At 40.4% G+C, this 19,005-nt stretch carries 12 protein-coding genes; 8 read left to right on the top strand and 4 right to left on the bottom strand.

Annotated elements, in window-relative coordinates:
* Window positions 1–28 precede the first annotated feature (28 nt).
* From KK060_RS18015 to KK060_RS17980, 8 genes are all read left to right on the top strand, one after another.
* Window positions 29–1,330, top strand: a complete 1,302-nt coding sequence (locus tag KK060_RS18015) for a peptidoglycan DD-metalloendopeptidase family protein (RefSeq protein WP_254155170.1) — start codon at window positions 29–31, stop codon at window positions 1,328–1,330.
* 538 nt (window positions 1,331–1,868) lie between these two features.
* On the top strand, window positions 1,869–2,447 hold the full coding sequence (locus KK060_RS18010; RefSeq protein WP_254155169.1) for an RNA polymerase sigma-70 factor: 579 nt from the start codon (window positions 1,869–1,871) through the stop codon (window positions 2,445–2,447).
* Window positions 2,448–3,059: 612 nt separating this feature from the next.
* Window positions 3,060–4,049: a FecR family protein gene (locus KK060_RS18005; protein ID WP_254155168.1), complete on the top strand. Its 990-nt coding sequence runs from the start codon at window positions 3,060–3,062 to the stop codon at window positions 4,047–4,049.
* 167 nt (window positions 4,050–4,216) lie between these two features.
* Window positions 4,217–7,774: a TonB-dependent receptor gene (locus KK060_RS18000; protein ID WP_254155167.1), complete on the top strand. Its 3,558-nt coding sequence runs from the start codon at window positions 4,217–4,219 to the stop codon at window positions 7,772–7,774.
* 4 nt (window positions 7,775–7,778) lie between these two features.
* A complete protein-coding gene (locus KK060_RS17995) occupies window positions 7,779–9,662 on the top strand; it encodes a RagB/SusD family nutrient uptake outer membrane protein (protein WP_254155166.1) in 1,884 nt (627 codons plus the stop codon).
* A gap of 73 nt (window positions 9,663–9,735) precedes the next feature.
* Window positions 9,736–13,098 (top strand): VCBS repeat-containing protein, encoded by a 3,363-nt coding sequence (locus tag KK060_RS17990; RefSeq protein WP_254155165.1) that lies wholly within the window; start codon window positions 9,736–9,738, stop codon window positions 13,096–13,098.
* Window positions 13,099–13,243: 145 nt separating this feature from the next.
* Window positions 13,244–14,140 (top strand): hydroxypyruvate isomerase family protein, encoded by an 897-nt coding sequence (locus tag KK060_RS17985; RefSeq protein WP_254155164.1) that lies wholly within the window; start codon window positions 13,244–13,246, stop codon window positions 14,138–14,140.
* Window positions 14,141–14,239: 99 nt separating this feature from the next.
* Entirely contained in the window at window positions 14,240–14,722 is a 483-nt protein-coding gene (locus KK060_RS17980; protein WP_254155180.1) for a deoxycytidylate deaminase, read from the top strand.
* Here the strand turns inward: KK060_RS17980 and KK060_RS17975 are convergent.
* The 4 genes from KK060_RS17975 to KK060_RS17960 all read right to left on the bottom strand — a co-directional run bounded on the left by KK060_RS17975 (window position 14,719) and on the right by KK060_RS17960 (window position 18,998).
* Window positions 14,719–15,054 (bottom strand): hypothetical protein, encoded by a 336-nt coding sequence (locus KK060_RS17975; protein WP_254155163.1) that lies wholly within the window; start codon window positions 15,052–15,054, stop codon window positions 14,719–14,721. The genes KK060_RS17980 and KK060_RS17975 overlap by 4 nt on opposite strands.
* 514 nt (window positions 15,055–15,568) lie before the next feature.
* On the bottom strand, window positions 15,569–16,591 hold the full coding sequence (murB, locus tag KK060_RS17970) for a UDP-N-acetylmuramate dehydrogenase (protein WP_254155162.1): 1,023 nt from the start codon (window positions 16,589–16,591) through the stop codon (window positions 15,569–15,571).
* A gap of 300 nt (window positions 16,592–16,891) precedes the next feature.
* Window positions 16,892–18,106 (bottom strand): hypothetical protein, encoded by a 1,215-nt coding sequence (locus KK060_RS17965; protein ID WP_254155161.1) that lies wholly within the window; start codon window positions 18,104–18,106, stop codon window positions 16,892–16,894.
* Window positions 18,107–18,113: 7 nt separating this feature from the next.
* Window positions 18,114–18,998: an outer membrane beta-barrel protein gene (locus KK060_RS17960; RefSeq protein WP_254155160.1), complete on the bottom strand. Its 885-nt coding sequence runs from the start codon at window positions 18,996–18,998 to the stop codon at window positions 18,114–18,116.
* Between the last annotated feature and the right edge of the window lie 7 nt (window positions 18,999–19,005).

The following is a 19,005-nucleotide window of genomic DNA, read 5'->3' as shown; positions in this document are numbered from 1 at the left end:
AAATCAAAAGGTTCGGCGTTGTGCTTACATGCAGAAATTCTTTTGGCTGGTAGCAGCCGTTTTACTTTATGGCTGTAGCGGCTCCAATCCCATTAAAACCACACTATTTGATGTACCACCTTATAAACGATACGTTCGTTCATTAGAAAAAGCTGATCTTGACAAAACAGTTATGGCACAGGCCTGGCTTGCTGCCGGTCAACGTGCGCTCAATGACTCCGTTGAGGTGAGCCTGCCTTTTTCTGAATCCGGCTATTTTAAAGCAACAGAACCCGATGCACGGTCCTATCAGTTTATAGCAAAAGAAGGCCAGGTGCTTACCGTCAATGGTGCAGTGGTATCTTTTCAAAACGCAACATTCTTTCTCGATCTTTTTTCATGGGAAGAAGACGGATGGAAAGAACTGGTGCATGCCGACTCAAGCATGACAATGAGTTACGAGTTTGAGAAGGACATGACATGTCTTATTCGTATTCAGCCAGAGTTGTTGCTCGATGCCTATTACACACTGAGCATTTCGGCGACACCGGTATTGATAAATCCTGTTGCCGGGGCAGATAATAAGTCGATCGGAAGTTTTTATGGCGCTTCACGCGATGGGGGAAAACGATCGCACGAAGGTGTAGATATTTTCGCCAAAAAGGGTACGCCTGTTATTGCTCCTACCAGTGGTTATATCTCACGGGTAAGCACCAATAACCTCGGCGGTAAAGTAGTTTGGATGCAGGACAAAAAGCGCCAGCATTCGTATTACTTTGCGCACCTCGATTCACAACTGGTTAAGCCTGGCGCTACCGTAAAGCAAGGCGATACATTAGGCACGGTGGGCAACACCGGCAATGCCAGGTACACGCCATCGCATCTTCATTTTGGAATCTATCGCAGTAAAAGCAAAGATCCAATCAATTATATCCGTACACTCGAGGCCGTTACTGAGGCACTTCCATGGGATACCACCTTCAGGCAATCCGATTTTAAAGTTGTAAGCAAAGAAGTGAACTTCAGAGCAGGCCCTGGTGAAAAACATCTTGTGAAAACATCGTTAAAGAAAGATACCTACGTAAAAGTGATCGCGCAGAGTAATGCATGGTATCGTGTCGCACTTCCTGACAAGTCACAAGGGTTTCTCACCAAGAAGTCGATTGCCCCTATAGAGAATGGCAAGCGAATAAAATTGAAGTCGCCCGCTGTAGTACGTACCGGAATAAACGATGAAGCGGTACCAGTAGCACATCTCAACAAGCCCACTACCATTTATCTGCTTGCACAGTTTGAAGGCTACCAGTTTATAAAAACCAAGGAAGGCCTTACGGGATGGCTCGTACTTTAATTCCTGTTCGGTAGACACTTCCGTGTTTGCTAGTGACTCACCGTTCATCATTGTTCTGTAAACGTCGTACAAGTATACACTTGTCATTTCTAACAAAGCCATAGCTGCACCTTAATATGGATAGGCACAACAGTCTTTGTGTTGACCTTGCATATCAACCGGGCTTTCATACTTGAGAACAATTCAAGTGACGTTGTTCAAAAAATCTGTTTGTATTTATGCTGCCATGTGGTACGCCAAAGACGCAGGTATGTAAAGAGCGAAAATTATCGGGAAGACAAAAAGCGCCTCTATAGGAAGTTAACAAAGGTCCAAAATAGGAGGGTAACCTTTACATTTTTTTATAAACTGTTACTCTATTTATGGTTGGTTAAAGATCAGCGAGCGAGAACAAATCCTGATTATGTGATGCTACAAACACTACCCCAACAAGTTATCGTATAAAACCAGGCTTTATAGAATGCCCATCAATATTTTTTACTAATTTCCGAAAACGATTGTAAGTTTTTTTTATAAACTTGTAATACATCGTTACCGGATGTCCAAACTAAACCAACATACAGAATTACTCCTCCTTGAGGATTTGCGCAAAGGTAGTGTACAGGCTTTTGAACAGATCTTTAAGCACCACTGGTTTCAACTCTACGAGCTGGCCAAGTCAAAGGTGCATTCGCACGATGATGCGGAGGAGATCATCCAACAGATCTTTTCAACACTTTGGGAGAAACGGGAAACATTGGTGATCACAAACCTTTCTTACTACTTGCAGACTTCAGTTAGAAACCGTGTGATTAACCTAATACGATCAAAGATAACGCAGGAGAAATACTGGACTTACTATAAGACATTTATACCTGAGCAACAGAATGCCACCCCAAACTCTGTTGAATTTGATGATCTGAACAACGCTGTTGAGCGGGCTGTTAATGGTCTTCCTGCAAAGTCAAGAGAGGTATTTCGTCTAAGCCGAATGGAAGGCAGGTCGAATGCTGAAATTGCTAGCCTGCTCAAGGTTTCCGAAAAAGCAATAGAGTATCACCTCACAAAATCGCTGCGCCAGCTTAAGCTCCACCTCAAAGACTTTATCTTTTTCCTGTGCTTTGCCACCATGCTATAATCATCTGGCAGAAGCATCAACATCTCCTGAACACAATACACCACCTCAAATCCATCGCACAAAACATCCTTAGAAGGATGACCTCGTGATCAATCGCCTTAGCATCATCCCTGCAATTCTGCGCAAAGCTATCTTCTTCATCCTTTCATCAGTATAACCTTTTCCGATTCCTGGTACATACCTGATCCGGATCATCCTGTTGTACTACAACTTCATGCCCTCGCCAGATTACCGTTCTAACCCACTCAAAGGCGTGAATAACCGCACAATAAAAGCTCTTTAACCCCTCATTAACCCATAGGCAACAAAATATTAAAACATAGGTGATCCGTAGATAACCCGTCTCTTTAAGGTACGGATTATCTACGGGTTATATACGGTTTATATACGGGTTATCTACGGTTTATCCTGTAGTGAAACGAGGCTTAAAGACGGGAGATATGCAGGTGAAAGGGTAAGGAGATACAGGTTATCTGTTTAAACATATTAAGTAGACGCATAATCATCACTGGAAAAGCTTTGCTATACTGTGTCTGGAAAAGGCTAAATAACATTGACCAATATTTTGATTCTATTCTTTAGGGTTGCAGGGCAGAAGCGTGTCTTTAGAGTATGAAACCCGAAGAATTTAAAAAGCTACTTGAAAAATATGAATCTGGTACCTGTACCGATCAGGAGAGGGAACTGATTGAACAATGGTATTCCGAAATAAATATTCCTGCCCGTGTTGTTCGTGATGAGTCAATAGAAAAGAATTTGTGGTCAAAGGTGAAGCCTGCTGAGGGCCAGCGCGGTGGTAATGGAATTAACTTCTTTCTTCGGGTAGCAGCTGCTGTCACATTGCTTGTCGCAGCGTTTCTTGTTGTCATCAATGTTAAATGGCCCGGCGTTGCCGAAACATCGTCCTTCGCATCAAAAGAAGGATTTATAAACATCGAGAATAAAAGTGAAGCGCTTAAGGAAGTTACGCTTGAGGATGGCTCCATAGTTACGCTAAAACCGAAGAGTAAGATTGCTTTCAGCAAACAATTCGTTGCTGATAAACGGGAGGTATTCCTGGAAGGGGAGGCATTCTTCAACGTTTCGAAAGATAAGAATCGTCCGTTCATTGTGTATTCAAAAGAAGTGGTGACCAAGGTGTTGGGAACAAGTTTCAATATCAGGGCTTATGATACGGACGAACAAATAACTGTAGCGGTTAAAACCGGAAAGGTTTCAGTATTTACCAAAGTATCTGAGGCGGCAACAGAACTTTCAGCCCATGAAGGTGTGGTGCTTCGCCCTAATTATCAATTGGTTTATGATCGCGAAAAAGAGAGAGTTAAAAAGGAGCTGGTCTCTATTCCTGCCATTGTGCTGGAAGAGCCAACCTTGTTTAATATGAAGTTTGATGGTGCACCTGTGTCCACCATCTTTCACGCACTTGAAGAAAACTACGGTGTAGAGATCCAGTATGATGAAGCACTGTTGAAGAACTGTGTTCTTACAACTTCCATGTCAAACGAGGGCCTTTACGAGCGCATTGAAATTATCTGTAAGGCAATTAATGCAACCTATGTAATCGAAGATGCGGTGATCCATATAAATGGTCGCGGCTGTTAAAGACTATGTATAACTTAAACGAAACGTATGTTATAGAATAATACTACCTGAACAAAAAAGGGCTGTTGATGCTGGTACCATCAATCAGCCCGTCATCCTGCGTACAATTACAGTACGCAGCACCTAGTTTTTGTCCGTATTTATAAAAACAAAAACATTCTCAATTTATGAAGAATAAATCTAAACCTAATAGGAATGGACTTCTATTTCTTATGAAAATCTCGTTGCTTCAAGTACTGATCACATCGTTAACATTGGCATTCGCTTATGCCACCGAAACGAACGGCCAAGAGATTCTCGATAAAAGAGTAAGCTTAAAAGTAGATAATGCCAATTTGAAAGATGTGTTAATTCAAATTGAAGCGAAAGCAGATGTAAACTTTACTTATAGACCCAATCTGTTAATACCAAGGAGAACGCTTAGCCTTAACACAACTTCAGCACCACTTCGTGACATCCTTACTGAACTTTTTGACCCTTCTTCCATTGAATTTGAAGTCATAGGAAAACAAATCGTTTTAAAAGAGCGGTCGGCCTACTTTGAAGAGGTTATGAAAGGAATTTCAATTCGTAATACTATTGCCATTGAAGTCTCTGGCTCAGTGAAAGATGATGCCGGCGCGCCGCTGCCCGGCGTTAATATTCTGGAGAAGGGAACGACCAATGGAACAACAACAGATGCAAATGGAAATTACAGGCTTCAAGTGGCCGACGGGAATGCGGTTATTGTATTTTCCTTCATTGGCTATACCACACAGGAAGTACCTGTGGGAGGTAAAACAACTATTGACATAACCCTTCAGCCTGATGTAAAGTCTCTTGAAGAAGTTGTAGTGGTTGGTTACGGCGAGCAGAAAAAAGTTACTGTAACTGGCTCTGTGGTCGCCGTTGGAGGAGCAGAGCTTGAAAAATCGCCTTCCGTAGATTTGTCGAACTCTTTTGCCGGAAGGTTAGCAGGCGTAGTTGCAGTTCAAACCAGTGGTGAGCCTGGCAATGATGCATCTACCATTAGAATACGCGGTGTAAATACGATGGGAAATACAAATCCTTTAGTAGTTATAGATGGTATTCCTGACAGGGAAGGAGGTTTTAACAGGTTAACACCACAGGAGGTAGAATCTATTTCTGTGTTAAAGGATGCTTCTGCAGCAATTTATGGTTCACGTGCAGCCAATGGCGTTATTCTGGTTACTACAAAAAGAGGGAAGACGGGCCCGCCTAAAATCTCTTACGATTTTAATCAAGGATGGTCTCAACCTACACGTATCCCTAAAATGAGTAATGCAGTTGAATATGCTACCATCATGAATGAGCTCGCAATTTATAGTGGAGTACAAAATCCTGGTGAGTGGGGAGCAGCATGGCAGAGTTTTGCAGCACAAAATAATTATACAACAGTTAGTGATAACAAAACAATTGAGGCAAAATACTCCGCTCAGGCCATTGAAAAATACAGAAATGGATCTGACCCCTGGGGATATCCAAATACAGATTGGTTTGGTGATGCGCTGAAGACGTGGTCTCCTCAATCACGTCATGTTCTACAAATAAACGGCGGATCTGAAAATGTAAAGTATTTTTCTTCGATCGGATATTTGCATCAGGATGCTATTTATAAGAATTCCGCGACTAACTACAATCAATACAATGCCCGTATCAATCTCGACGCCAAAATCAGCGAATATGTAAGTACCAGCTTTGGATTTTTAGCAAGGGAAGAAGAGCGAAATTATCCAACACAAACAGCAGGCTCTATCTTTCGTATGCTCATGCGTGGTAGACCTACTGAGCCTGAGGTCTGGCCTAATGGTTTACCAGGACCCGACATCGAAAACGGTCAGAACCCTTATGTGATTACAACGAGTGCTACAGGTTATCATCGAAATCCAACAACTTACTTACAGAGCAATGGTAAAGTAGATATTACGAATCCATGGGTAAAGGGACTAAAGCTAACGCTTCAAGGGTCTCTTGATAGAACGATTGATCGTATTAAAAGATGGGAGACACCATGGTATTTATATACGTGGGATAAGACATCGTATGAAGCTGATGGAATAACACCTCAATTACAAAAAGCACTGCGTTCCACTTTTACAGATGCAAGGCTTACTCAATCTACCGGAACGAGGTTCAATACCAATTTAACAGCACTGTTGTCATACGACAAGACCTTTGGAGACGGGCATACACTAGGCCTTTTAGCGGGGGTAACAAAGGAAGAGTTTGAAGCGGATTTTGTGGAGGCGAGAAGGAGAGAATATATCTCTACATCAATTGATCAACCGTTTTTTGGAGGTGCAGTAACAGAAGTTTTAGGAGGTAATGATAATAGGAATACCTATAACAGGGCACGTTTGGGCTATTATGGCCGGGTAAACTATAATTATAAAGAGAAATACATTGCAGAGTTTCTCTGGCGTGTTGACGGATCCTCGTTCTTCCCTGAAGGAAATCGTTTTGGTTTTTTTCCAAGTGTCTCAGCAGGATGGGTTATGTCTAGTGAGGAGTTCTTCTCTAGTAATATCAATTTTATAGACTACTTGAAGTTAAGGGCGTCGTATGGCCAAATGGGAAATGACCAGATCTACAGGCCAAATGACGATGACGTTCCTAAGCATTTGGTTGAATATGCTTTTCTCTCTTTGTATGATCCTGGTCGCTATCCTATCAATGGACAAGTGGCAACCACGTTAGTAGAAGGTACCGTTCCAAACCCTGATTTTACCTGGGAGGTATCTAACAATTTTAACATTGGTATTGATGGTACTTTGCTGAATAACAGGTTAGACTTTTCATTTGAATACTTCTACAATAAACGTAGTCAGATGTTAATTTTTAAACAAGGATCAACACCTGAGTCTTCCGGTATATCTAATCGCCTTCCACCTGTAAATCAAGGCAGGATGGATAATAAAGGATACGAATTTACACTGGGATATAATGGTGAGGTTTCAGGACTTAGATATCGCGTAGGCGTTAATGCAGGCTACAATAAAAATGAAATTGTCTTCATGGACGAATCTACTGGAGCGCCATCATATCAGTGGCAAACAGGCCATCCATGGGAGGCTTACCTCGCTTACCTATCAGATGGTGTATTCAGAGACCAGGAGGAGATTGACAGAGAGACCCTGGATTATAGCGCAGTTACTTCACAGCTTCGTCCGGGCGATATGAAATTCCAGGACATCAATCAAGACGGGAAGATTAATGGTGATGACAAGAAGAGACTTGATAAGAGCAGAACACCTAACTTCAACTATGGTATAACATTAAACCTGGAGTTTCGCAATTTTGACTTATCTGTATTGTTTCAAGGAGCAACGGGAGCACTGCTACAGTTTGGAACTGAGTCGGGTGACATTGGCAATTTCTTAAAATACAGCTATGATAACCGCTGGTCAATAGAAAATCCTACTAGTGAACATCCAAGGTTAGCCGATAGAAATAATACATATTACACAGGAGGAGAATATGCTGTCAATACCTATTACCTCTTCAGTAAAAATTACCTGCGACTCAAGAACGTTGAGCTCGGGTACACAGTGCCTGTGAGCTTGTCAAAGAGAATTGCGTTAAGTCATTTACGGATTTATGTAAACGGGCTTAACCTGGTTACATGGGACAAATACAAGATTTTTGATCCGGAAGCTGATAATTCAAGTCTTCAATACTATCCGCAGACAAGAGTAATTAACACAGGTGTACGTTTAACTTTTTAAGCACATGAAAAAACTATTGAAGATTGGGATCTTGCTGGTGAGTTTAGCAATCCCCTTTTCCTGTGATACTGATTTTTTGAATACAAAACCATTAGATAAGGTTCAGGCTGAAACAACATGGGAGGAAGGTCCGTTAGCCCAGGCCTTTGTGTTCGGCATTTACTCTCACCTTGGTTATGGTGGATTTGAAGAACAAATGCTTGCGTCCTATACAGACGAAGCGCTCTTTACCCATACCGGTAGAAATATTAATGTATTTAACGAAGGCACTGAAAGCCCTTCAAATCTGGCATGGACAAGTGATACTTATCGGTGGGGAAGAATGTATGAAGCAGTAAGGGCGGCCAATCTGGCAATTGAAAATTTGCCTGATGCAACTTTTACTGATGTTGATAAAAACATGCTACTGGGAGAAGCCTATTTTCTCCGCGCTTACTATTATCATCAGCTTCTAAGGTTCTATGGTGGGTTTCCAATTGTGGATAAACTATATGGACTGGATGATGATTATAGCATTCCAAGAAGTACCTTTGAAGACTGCGTAAACTTCATTGTTGGTGATCTTGACCAGGCAGCAACACTTCTGGAAGGTAAGACTATGGCACGTGGCAGAGCTTCAAAACTTGCAGCACTAGGGCTTAAATCAAGAGTACTTTTATATGCAGCCAGCGATCTACATGATGCTGTCACTGCTTCAGCTAACTCTTCAACCATTGCGAATTATGATCGTAAAGAACTTATCGCGTACACATCTGGTGATCGTAATACAAGGTGGGCAGTAGCCCGAGATGCTGCCAAGGCGGTGTTAGATCTAACTACAGGATATAAATTTGATCTGGCTGCTCCTGTTACCGGAGAAGAGGGTACCGCTAATTATCTTGCTCTATCCATGGGAGGAGGAAGTAAGGTAGCAGACGCTGCTGCAAATGTTGAGCTTCTTTTCGAGCGAACCCATACACCCCTGTATACCGAGGAAAATGAATGGCCGTTGGGGGGTATTCACCATGAAATAAATAATGGTCCTAATGGTTATCATAACTGGTCAGGAAATACGCCTATACAACAACTTGTAGATGATTATGAAAGAATGGATGGATCTAATGCTGTGGAATTTGACTGGTCAAATCCTACCCATAATTCTGATCCCTATGCGGCGCGTGATCCGCGATTTTATGCAACTATACTGTATGATGGAGCACCATGGAAACCACGGCCATCTGACATGGCACCGATAGATCCTGTAAACCAAATTCAAACAGGATATTATAATAATGGTAATTCAGAAGAACTTACTCCCGGTATTGACACACGCGATGCAAAAACAGAAAGCTGGAATGGAAGCCATACAGGTTATTATGTGCGCAAGTTTATTGATCCGGATCCTGCAGTTGTTGGCAACCAGTCCGGATCCCAAGTAGTGCCGTGGCCGTTTATCCGCTATACCGAAATAGCGTTGAATTACGCAGAAGCATGTATTGAGCTAGGACAGGATGATGAAGCAAAAACATGGCTTAACAAGATACGTTTCAGGGCAGGGATGCCGGCCATTACAGAGACAGGAGGGGCACTTAGAGAGCGGTACAGAAATGAGCGGCGCGTTGAGCTTGCCTATGAAGAGCATCGGTATCATGATGTGCGGCGTTGGATGATTGCACCTACAACGGTGAACAGAGATCCACAGACGATTCGTGTAGTAGGAACATTAAAGCCGGGTGAAACACCGTATAATCCTTATCGTCATGATAAGAACAAGTATAGTTATACCTATACGGTGCAAACGAGTACGAATGAAAACAGAACCTGGGTTGATAAAATGTACTTCAGACCCATAGCGAGGGATGAAGTAAACAAAAATGACGCCTTGGTCCAAAATCCGGGATACGAATAATTTGGGTTAGTTTATTTCTTAAATCTATCCCATCCTTATGGGATAGATTTTTTCATTTATACCTGTAATCAAGATGTTGTTTGCCAGATCAAGAATTTTTGTTGCAATAACCTTAGTCATTATTGTTATCCTTCAAGGTTGTAATAAGGTTATAAACGAGACAACCGCTTTAAAGAAGAACGATGGTACAGCTACATTATTTACACTTCTTCCTTCCTCTCAAACCAAGGTTAATTTTATAAACAGACTTACTGAAGGATTAAATACAAATATTCTCATGTATGAGTATTTCTACAACGGAGGCGGTGTAGCAACAGGAGATTTTAATGGAGATGGGTTGGTTGACCTCTACTTTACGGCTAATATGGAGAAGAATAGATTGTATTTGAACAAAGGCAAATTTGAATTTGCTGATGTTACAGATACTTCAGGAGCAGGTGGCAGGCCAGGGCCGTGGAAGACAGGTGTTACCATTGTAGATATCAATGGCGATGGCAAATTGGATTTATATGTCTGCTATTCAGGAAATGTTAAAGATGAGAATAGGGTAAACCAGTTGTTCATCAACCAAGGTAATGATGAAAATAATATTCCTCAGTTTTCTGAACAGGCTGAGAAATATGGTTTAGCAAGCGCAGCATATAGCAACCAGGCTTATTTTTTTGACTATGACCGTGATCATGATCTTGATGTTTTGTTCTTAAATCATAATCCTCACTCTCTACCAATACTAAATGAAGTGAGTACGGCTGAGTTGTTGAAAAAGGATGATCCTGCACGGGGTGTCAGACTGTTTGCACAGGAAAAAGGTGTATTTAAAGATGTAACAGTACAGGCAGGGATTAGTGGGTCTGAATTAACGTATGGATTAGGAGCAGGCGTAGCAGACGTTAACAATGATCAATGGCCTGATGTATATATTTCCAATGACTATACTGTGCCAGATTACTTATACATTAACAAAGGTGATGGTACTTTCTCAAATGGAATTAACACCAGCATGGGACATATCAGCCAGTTTTCTATGGGCAATGATGTAGCAGATATTAACAATGATGGTTGGATGGATATTGTAACCCTGGATATGTTGCCAGAGGACAATCGCAGGCAAAAGCTTTTATTAGCCCCTGACAATTATGGAAAATTCGAGCTTAATCTCCGCACAGGATTTCACTATCAATATATGCGTAACATGCTTCAATTGAATAATGGAGATGAAACGTATAGTGAGGTTGGCCAGTTATCTGGGATTTCTAATACCGACTGGAGTTGGGCGGCTCTTCTTGCAGATTACAATAATGATGGATGGAAAGACCTATATGTCACCAACGGCTATTTGAGAGACTACACTAATCTGGATTTTATTAAATACATGGATGATTTTGTGAAAGCAAAGGGAAGACTTAAACGCGAAGATGTTGTAACTCTTGTTAATCACATGCCCTCATCAAACGTGGTAAACTATATGTTCGCTTCTGATGGACGACTCCATTTTAAGAATAGCACTGTAGACTGGGGATTGCATTATGTTTCCAATAGCAATGGTGCAGCTTATGCTGACTTTGATAATGATGGAGATCTCGATCTTGTAATTAACAATATTAATCAAGAAGCTTTTCTTTTCAGGAATAATAGTGAGGAAGTTAGCAATAATCATTACCTGGATATCAAACTTGTGGGAGATGGATTAAACACCCTTGGAATAGGCGCAAAAGTTTCAATTTCTTGCAAAGGACAAAAGCAGTATCTAGAGCAAATGCCTTCAAGGGGTTACTTGTCAGCTGTGTCTCCCGTACTTCATTTTGGTACAGGATCAAATACAACAACTGTTGATACGCTAAACGTAATATGGAATAGCGGGAAACGGCAAATATTAACAAATGTAAAAACAGACCAGCTTTTAGTTGTGGAGGAGAAAGATGCAGAGCAAAAAACTGTAAAGAAGGAAGTAGAACCGACTACATTTGTACAAGTAAGGCCTCCCTTTCAATATGAAAATCATAAACATAGTATAAATGACTTTAAAAGACAGCCCTTACTAATTCACGGGATGTCTTTTTCAAGCCCATGTGTGGCGAAAGGGGACATTAATAAAGACGGATTGGAAGATATCTTTATTGGCGGGAGTAGCGGCCAAACTAGCAGGCTATTTTTTCAAGGTAGAGATAAGAAGTTTATGGAAAAAATTATCAATTCCTTCGAGGAAGATAAGGCCAGTGAAGATACAGATGCAATCTTTGTCGATGTGAATAATGATGGTCACCTGGATATCTATGTAGTAAGCGGAGGGTATCACAATTTTATTGATGAAGACCCACAGCTTCAGGATAGATTATACTTAAATGACGGTAAGGGAAACTTTAGAAGAGATAAGGAAGCTTTACCAAAAATGTACACTAGTAAGTCCTGTGTTGCTGCCCATGATATTAATGGCGATGGCTACACAGATTTATTTGTAGGAGGAAGAGTTATTCCGGGAAGATATCCTGAAACCCCTTTAAGTTATCTGCTGATAAATGACGGTAAAGGGAAGTTCCAAAATGGGATTAAGCAGTGGGGGCCAGGATTGGAAAAATTGGGAATGATTACAGATGCGACCTGGGCAGATCTGAATAATGACAACACCAAGGAATTAATTATAGCAGGAGAATGGATGCCTGTCAGCATCTTTAGTATTGATAACCAAAGATTAATAAATAGGACTGATACTTATACTGACAAGTCATATCAAGGATGGTGGAATAAAATAGAAACCGGTGATTTAAATAACGATGGAAAAGTAGACATCATTGTTGGGAACCAAGGTATTAACACGCAATGCAGAGCTTCTGACAGTGAGCCGGCAGAAATGTATTTTAAGGACTTTGATAATAATGGTTCAGTCGATCCTTTCTTCTGTTTTTATATACAAGGGAAAAGTCATCCATTCGTAACACGTGATGAATTATTAGAGCAGATTGGAAGCTTTCGTTCCCGCTATACCAATTACATCAGCTATTCTAATTCTACGCTAACTGACTTATTTTCAGAGGAGCAGCTAGCGAATGCCGGGTACTTGCATGCGAATGAGTTAAAAACTACAGTATTCTTGAGTTCTAAAGAAGGAAAATACAGAACAGCTGAATTACCAATTGAAGCGCAGTATTCTCCTGTCCATGCAATCCATATTTTTGATTCAGATAAAGATGGTAACCAAGACATACTTCTTCTCGGAAATGAAAGTAATTCAAAATTGAGATTAGGAAAAACTGATGCTAACTATGGTGTCTTGTTAAAAGGGAGTGGCAGAGGGGATTTTAAATATATACCACAAAGAAGTTCAGGTTTGAGAATTTCAGGTGATGTAAGAAGCATGGCGTGTATAGACGACCTTTTTCTTTTCGGAATTAATGGAAAGGCTATGGTTGCTTACGAACTTCAAAGGAGAGGATTATAACTCCCTTTATACCATTGATGTAAATTATTATCGAGCGATAATAACGGTGTTGTATCTAGCATTAACATTTAAATCTTTTGTTTCTAAGAACAATTATATTGTGCCCGAATATTAATCTTTAACAGATCTATTTGTCATTATCTTTATGGAAAAATCCGACAGTCCTTCGTCAAGAAGAAATGCAGTTAAAAAAATTGTAGCAACCACTTCAGCCATGGCAGGTTTATCACTTTCGCATAGAATAGAGGCGGCTGAACAAGCGCTGGAAACTCAATTAAAGGGAAAGGTTAATCACTCTGTTTGTCGTTGGTGTTATGCGGATATTCCTTTTGAAGAGCTATGTAAGGCAGCCAAGAGAATAGGACTGGCTTCTATTGAGCTTGTAGGGCCGGAGGAATGGCCCATCTTGAAGAAATATGGATTAACTGCAGCGCTACCCTGGGGCGCTGGAAAGGGTATAGAGCATGGCTTTAATGACCTGACGTTGCATGATGAACTAGTAGCAAGTTACGAGGCTGTAATTCCCAAAGTGGCACAAGCAGGGTACAATCAGATCATATGCTTTTCCGGAAACAGGAGAGGTCTTAACGATGAGAAAGGGATTGAGAACTGTGCTATTGGATTAAAGCGGTTGATGCCTATTGCCGAAAAGTACAAAGTGACGATGGTTATGGAGCTGCTGAATAGCAAAGTGAATCACCCTGACTACCAATGTGACCATACTGCATGGGGTGCAACGTTATGTGATCAGGTAGGATCAGAAAACTTTAAACTACTTTATGACATTTATCACATGCAGATTATGGAAGGAGATGTGATAGCTACCATTAAAAAATATCAAAAGTATATTTCCCATTACCATACTGGTGGTGTTCCCGGCAGAAACGAAATCGATGAGACACAGGAGTTAAATTACCCGGCTATAATGAAGGCTATTGTTGAAACGGGCTTCAAGGGTTTTGTGGCGCAGGAGTTTGTTCCTAAACGTGCTGATAAACTTGCCTCATTAAAGCAAGGTGTTTCAATTTGTGATGTTGCATGACGGATATTTTATCAAGTGAACCTTAATGGTCCTTGTTTACTTTAGAATCTTTAACCGTATCCGTTTATTAGTGATACCTTAGCGCTTTGTTTTATGGATATGACACGGCCTGCATTTGATGACATCTATATGGAATTGGCGGTTAACCTTGCCAGGAGATCGCATTGTATCAAAAGACACGTGGGAGCTGTCTTAACAAAGGATACAAGAATAATATCTATTGGATACAATGGACCCCCTTCAGGTACTCATAATTGTGATGAAGAATGGCCAGGAGTTGGATGTCCGAGAGATTCTAAGGGTGGATGTTCTCTGGCAATTCATGCCGAGCAGAATGCCATTCTTTATGCTGTAAAGAATAAGACGTCAGTAGAAGGGGCTACTCTATACGTAACCCTTTCACCGTGTCTTGCCTGCGCCAGAATTATCTATTCTATGGGAATTACAAGGGTAATTTATTTTAATTCCTACGCTGAGCATAAAGGTATTCCTTCTGATGAAGGCGTCGACTTTCTGCAGAAGTTTGGAGTAGAGGTGCTTCGCTATTCTGGTCAGCTCAGCAACGTTACTCAAATGATTTAAGCTTCTGTTTCTCTTCCCTGAATAGCTTTTTCAAGATCAGTAACCATCTTTGCAGTTACTCCTTTTGTCTTTTTATTTTTCTCTTCCTGGAAAATAGCTAAAGCGCGTTCCGCCATTAGGTATAATCCTACAGGATTTTTGTCAGCTTTATAACTTCCCAGGCACCACTCAAGATCATTTTGTAATTGCTTTTCAATACCAAGGTTTCTTAATTTTTCGAGTGCTTCTTCACATGCCTTCTCAATTTTATCCGACGAAGAAACTTTAGTGCTAGCAGAGGAAGAGGTTTTCTTAGGTACTTTAGTAGATGTTTTTGCTGCTACTTTTGCCATAATATGGGTTTGTTTTGGTTTTCAACAAGAAAGTTAAGGTTGTCTAAGAGCCATTTCCAAGCATTTTTTGATAATCATACTTAATATTATCGTCCCGACTGCACTGCCCATGTATCAACCTTCAGCGAGTTTTGAATAAAAATATTGTTCCAGTGTTGAGAGATGATCTAAAATAGGTGGAGGAAGAGAGGTGAGATGTTCGGAGAGTATGTATCTAAAAAACGAAAGGGAAGTAAATCCGATTTACTTCCCTTCGCAAAGTTTCTTTAGGTTTTACCTAATTACTTCTTCTTCTTAGCAGCTTTCTTTGCAGTCTTTTTAGCTGACTTCTTTGCTGCTTTCTTCGCTGTTTTTGCCATAGCGTTTTCAGTTTTAGTTTAAATATTTATTAAACGATACGAAAAGTTATAACAAAATTTTTATTCCCGAAAATTTTTCTAAAAAAATTTTTCAGAGCAGAGATTTTTTACCAATGATGAACTGAACTTGATGATGAAGTTATCATCGTCTATCATCATATCACGTTTACTTCGGGATGAAGTGTGATGTTAAACTTTTCTTTTACGCTCGACTGAATCTTCATAGCGAGATCCCAGATTTTACTTCCGTCACCTCCACCGTAATTCACTAATACAAGCGCCTGATGCTTGTGTACACCTATGTTTTCTATTGTTTTTCCTTTCCATCCGCATTGTTCGATCAACCATCCTGCAGGTACTTTTACCAATCCGTTTTCTCCTGGAAACGATGGTACTGATGGAAAATCTACTTTGATGCGGTCAAATACTGAATGTTCTACTGACGGATTTTTAAAGAAACTTCCTGCATTACCTATTACTTCAGGATCTGGTAATTTTGTTTTTCTAATAAAGACTACTGCATCACTGATGTTCTTGACAGAGACCTCATTGTTGTGGTTTTGCTTTAAGACATCGGTGATTGCTCCATAGGTTGTGTTGAAGCGGTGATTCTTTTTGGTAAGACTTAAAGTAATACTTGAGATAAAATACTTATTCTTTAGCTCGTGCTTGAAAATACTTTCACGATATCCGAATTGACACTCTGCATTAGAGAACACCCTTACATCGCCTGTTGATATTTCAATAGCCTCAACCGTATGGATAACTTCTTTTATCTCTACACCATAAGCGCCAATATTTTGCATAGGTGCAGCACCGATGGTCCCTGGTATCAGAGAGAGATTCTCAACTCCGCCATAGTTCCTATCAACGCAATACATGACGAACTTGTGCCAGTTTTCCCCAGCACCAACCTTAAGCATAATTGTATCTTCATTTTCCTGAACTACATTAATGCCCTTGATATCATTCTTTATTACAAGACCATTAAAATCGCCCGTTAAAAGTAGGTTACTGCCTCCGCCGATGATGAGATGTTTGTGTTTTTGAAATAACTCTGAATCGAAAATGCTTTTGACATCATCTACATTGGAAACAGAGGTAAAGTATCTTGCTGTTGCTCGTATTTTGAATGTATTATATGGAAGTAAGTCAACATTTTGACTGATCGTGCTCATAAGAAGCTTTCTGGAATTAAGATTAACTGTAAAAATCCAATCTATATTTCGATAATCCTATACATTGAAGGTGTAAATTCTTGTTAAGCACCTTAACGGCAATTGTATAAAAAAGCTTACGAAGGAAGAGGTAATTCACTTTGTATACTGTTCGCGTCTACCTTATCAATAGGGTTGGCAAATAATAAACGATGAATTACTCTAGTTAAGAGATGGTTCTACTTGTATTAAACAGAATTATTTGACCGGTGGATGAGCTCAAGTTCTATCAAGGTTTATCGATAGGAGGATGGGAAGCCATTATTTAACCTGGTTTTCAAACTCTTGTTTCGAGATTTTAAAGATGCAGATTCTCGGGAAACGTCCTGCCATGTATGTTGTCCCGCAGATTACCAGTCCGCCATCTAAAGTTGTTGAGACATTTCCTATTTCAAATGGATTTGAGAAACCAAAATATCTGCTGCTCATAAGACTATTGGAAGCTTCATCATAAAACCATAGTCCTATTTGTTTTGCCTTGGTGTCACCAGCAAAGATGATAACACTTTTTTCTTTTACGGTAGCCTGGGTATTTCTGACGTTAGCATTAGACACAAGTTCTGGCAAAGTAAACCCACCAAGCCCGGTGATTCCTCCGGGAGCATTGGATGTTGTCTCTAAAGTTTTATTGGGTAAAATGTAATTGTCTCCGAAGTTAAAGACAGAGGCGGCAAACCGGTTTCCTGATAAAGGCAATGCGGCACTGAAACCGCCATCTTCATGCTGGCCCTGTATTATGCCAGTAAATTGATCACTAGCGCCCATGCGCGTAAACACAAGAGAGAGCGTATAGTCGTAAAAGCCGTTGAAGTAATAGGTGTCACCTGATAACTGGCCTACAAAAAATGGAAACTTTCTGCCGTACTGGAAAAAGTGTTTGAGAATATCTTCTTCTATCTTGTCTTCGCCTCCTACACCTAAGCGAAAACTACTGTTAGGCCCGGCGCCTGTGGCAGGATCTATTGTAGAAATAACTGTTCTCTTATCTCCGTTGTTATAGCTTAACAATACAAACTTATTATCTTTTGAAGGAGCAGAGGCACACGGATAAGTATATGTTACATTTACCGTACCTACAATACTACCACTTTGATTGATGCTAACAAGTCTTGCTTCTTTTGAAGCTACATCCATGCAGAAGAAATAGAAGTTCTCTCCCAAAGGCATCAGTGTGCCAATTGGATTTACCAGTTGAGGATCTACATTAATTTGACTTTCAAAGTTGCCAAACTTATTGGCTTTAAGAATATAGACACCGGCAAATTCACCTTCCAGTTTTCGTTTTGCCAATACCAGGTAACCTTCGTCAACAGTTTGTTTAATATCGATGGGGTAGTAAGCGGAGTCGAAACCATTGCTATCAAAAATGCTGGTAAAGTTATCTTTATCAAACTTCGGATTTTCTTCTTCAGCACATGCTGCAATGAAAAGAATGAATGCAACTATATATATATAAGGAGTAAAGTTCTTAAGCATAATAAGATTATTTTTTATCCAAAGATTTGAATCCACTTTCGAGGAAACGCATGGGGAAGAGACAGCCTACAGAAATGGCTATGGTATTTAACTTGATGTTGTCTAGCGAGTCTCCAACGCCGGCGAGCCTATCATTACCCTGCCTGTTTTTGGTTGAGGCTATGTTGCTCATGCCATACTTATATTGAAAGTCCAGATTTAATCGTACGTTGCCAAGGTTGTAGTTAAGTCCTGCGCCGGCTATAAACCCCCAATGATTTTTAGCAAACAGGTCAGTGGCTCCTACAATGATAGGGTCATCTACAATTTCATTTACACCACCTGAAGCAAAGTCTGTTTTTGTTACTTCAACAATCTTATTGGCATTTAAAAGTTTTGTCGTATACAACCCAGCTTGTATAAAAGGCCTTATTCTATCGATACCGAACTCATATTTTGCTACAAGGGGAAGATCAAGATAGTCTATCTTCTGTAATTGTGTGTACTTCATCTGAAACAGACGAGATCCTTCCGCCGCACTTGTCCATTCGTAATTGTTTGTGTATTCAAAGCGGGAATGCCTATATGTAGGTTGAAAGCTCGCAGAGAAACCTCTAAAGTAAAAAGTGATGTCTAGCGTTGCTTGACCCCCGAGGTTTTTATAGTGCTTGTATTGCTTTGTGATCTCTGATAATTCATAGTTGGTAGGTGCTACTACTGAATAAGTTTGTTCAACAACTGCTTTAGACAAGTTGGGGCCTCCTTTCAGGCCAACCCACCATTGTTTCTTTAAGAAGATGTCTTTCTCTTTACCGGATTTATTAAAGGACAGCTTTGGTCTTTTGTTTCTATGTTGTGCATTCAAACCTGTAATCATCAACAGACACAGCACCACGAAGTAAAGTCTTTTCATTCAGGGG

The organism is Chryseosolibacter indicum, assembly GCF_018598585.1.
Classification (GTDB): Bacteria; Bacteroidota; Bacteroidia; order Cytophagales; family Cyclobacteriaceae; genus Chryseosolibacter; species Chryseosolibacter indicus.
Note: the sequence above shows the minus strand (reverse complement) of the source record. Positions and strands in the feature narration are given on the sequence as shown.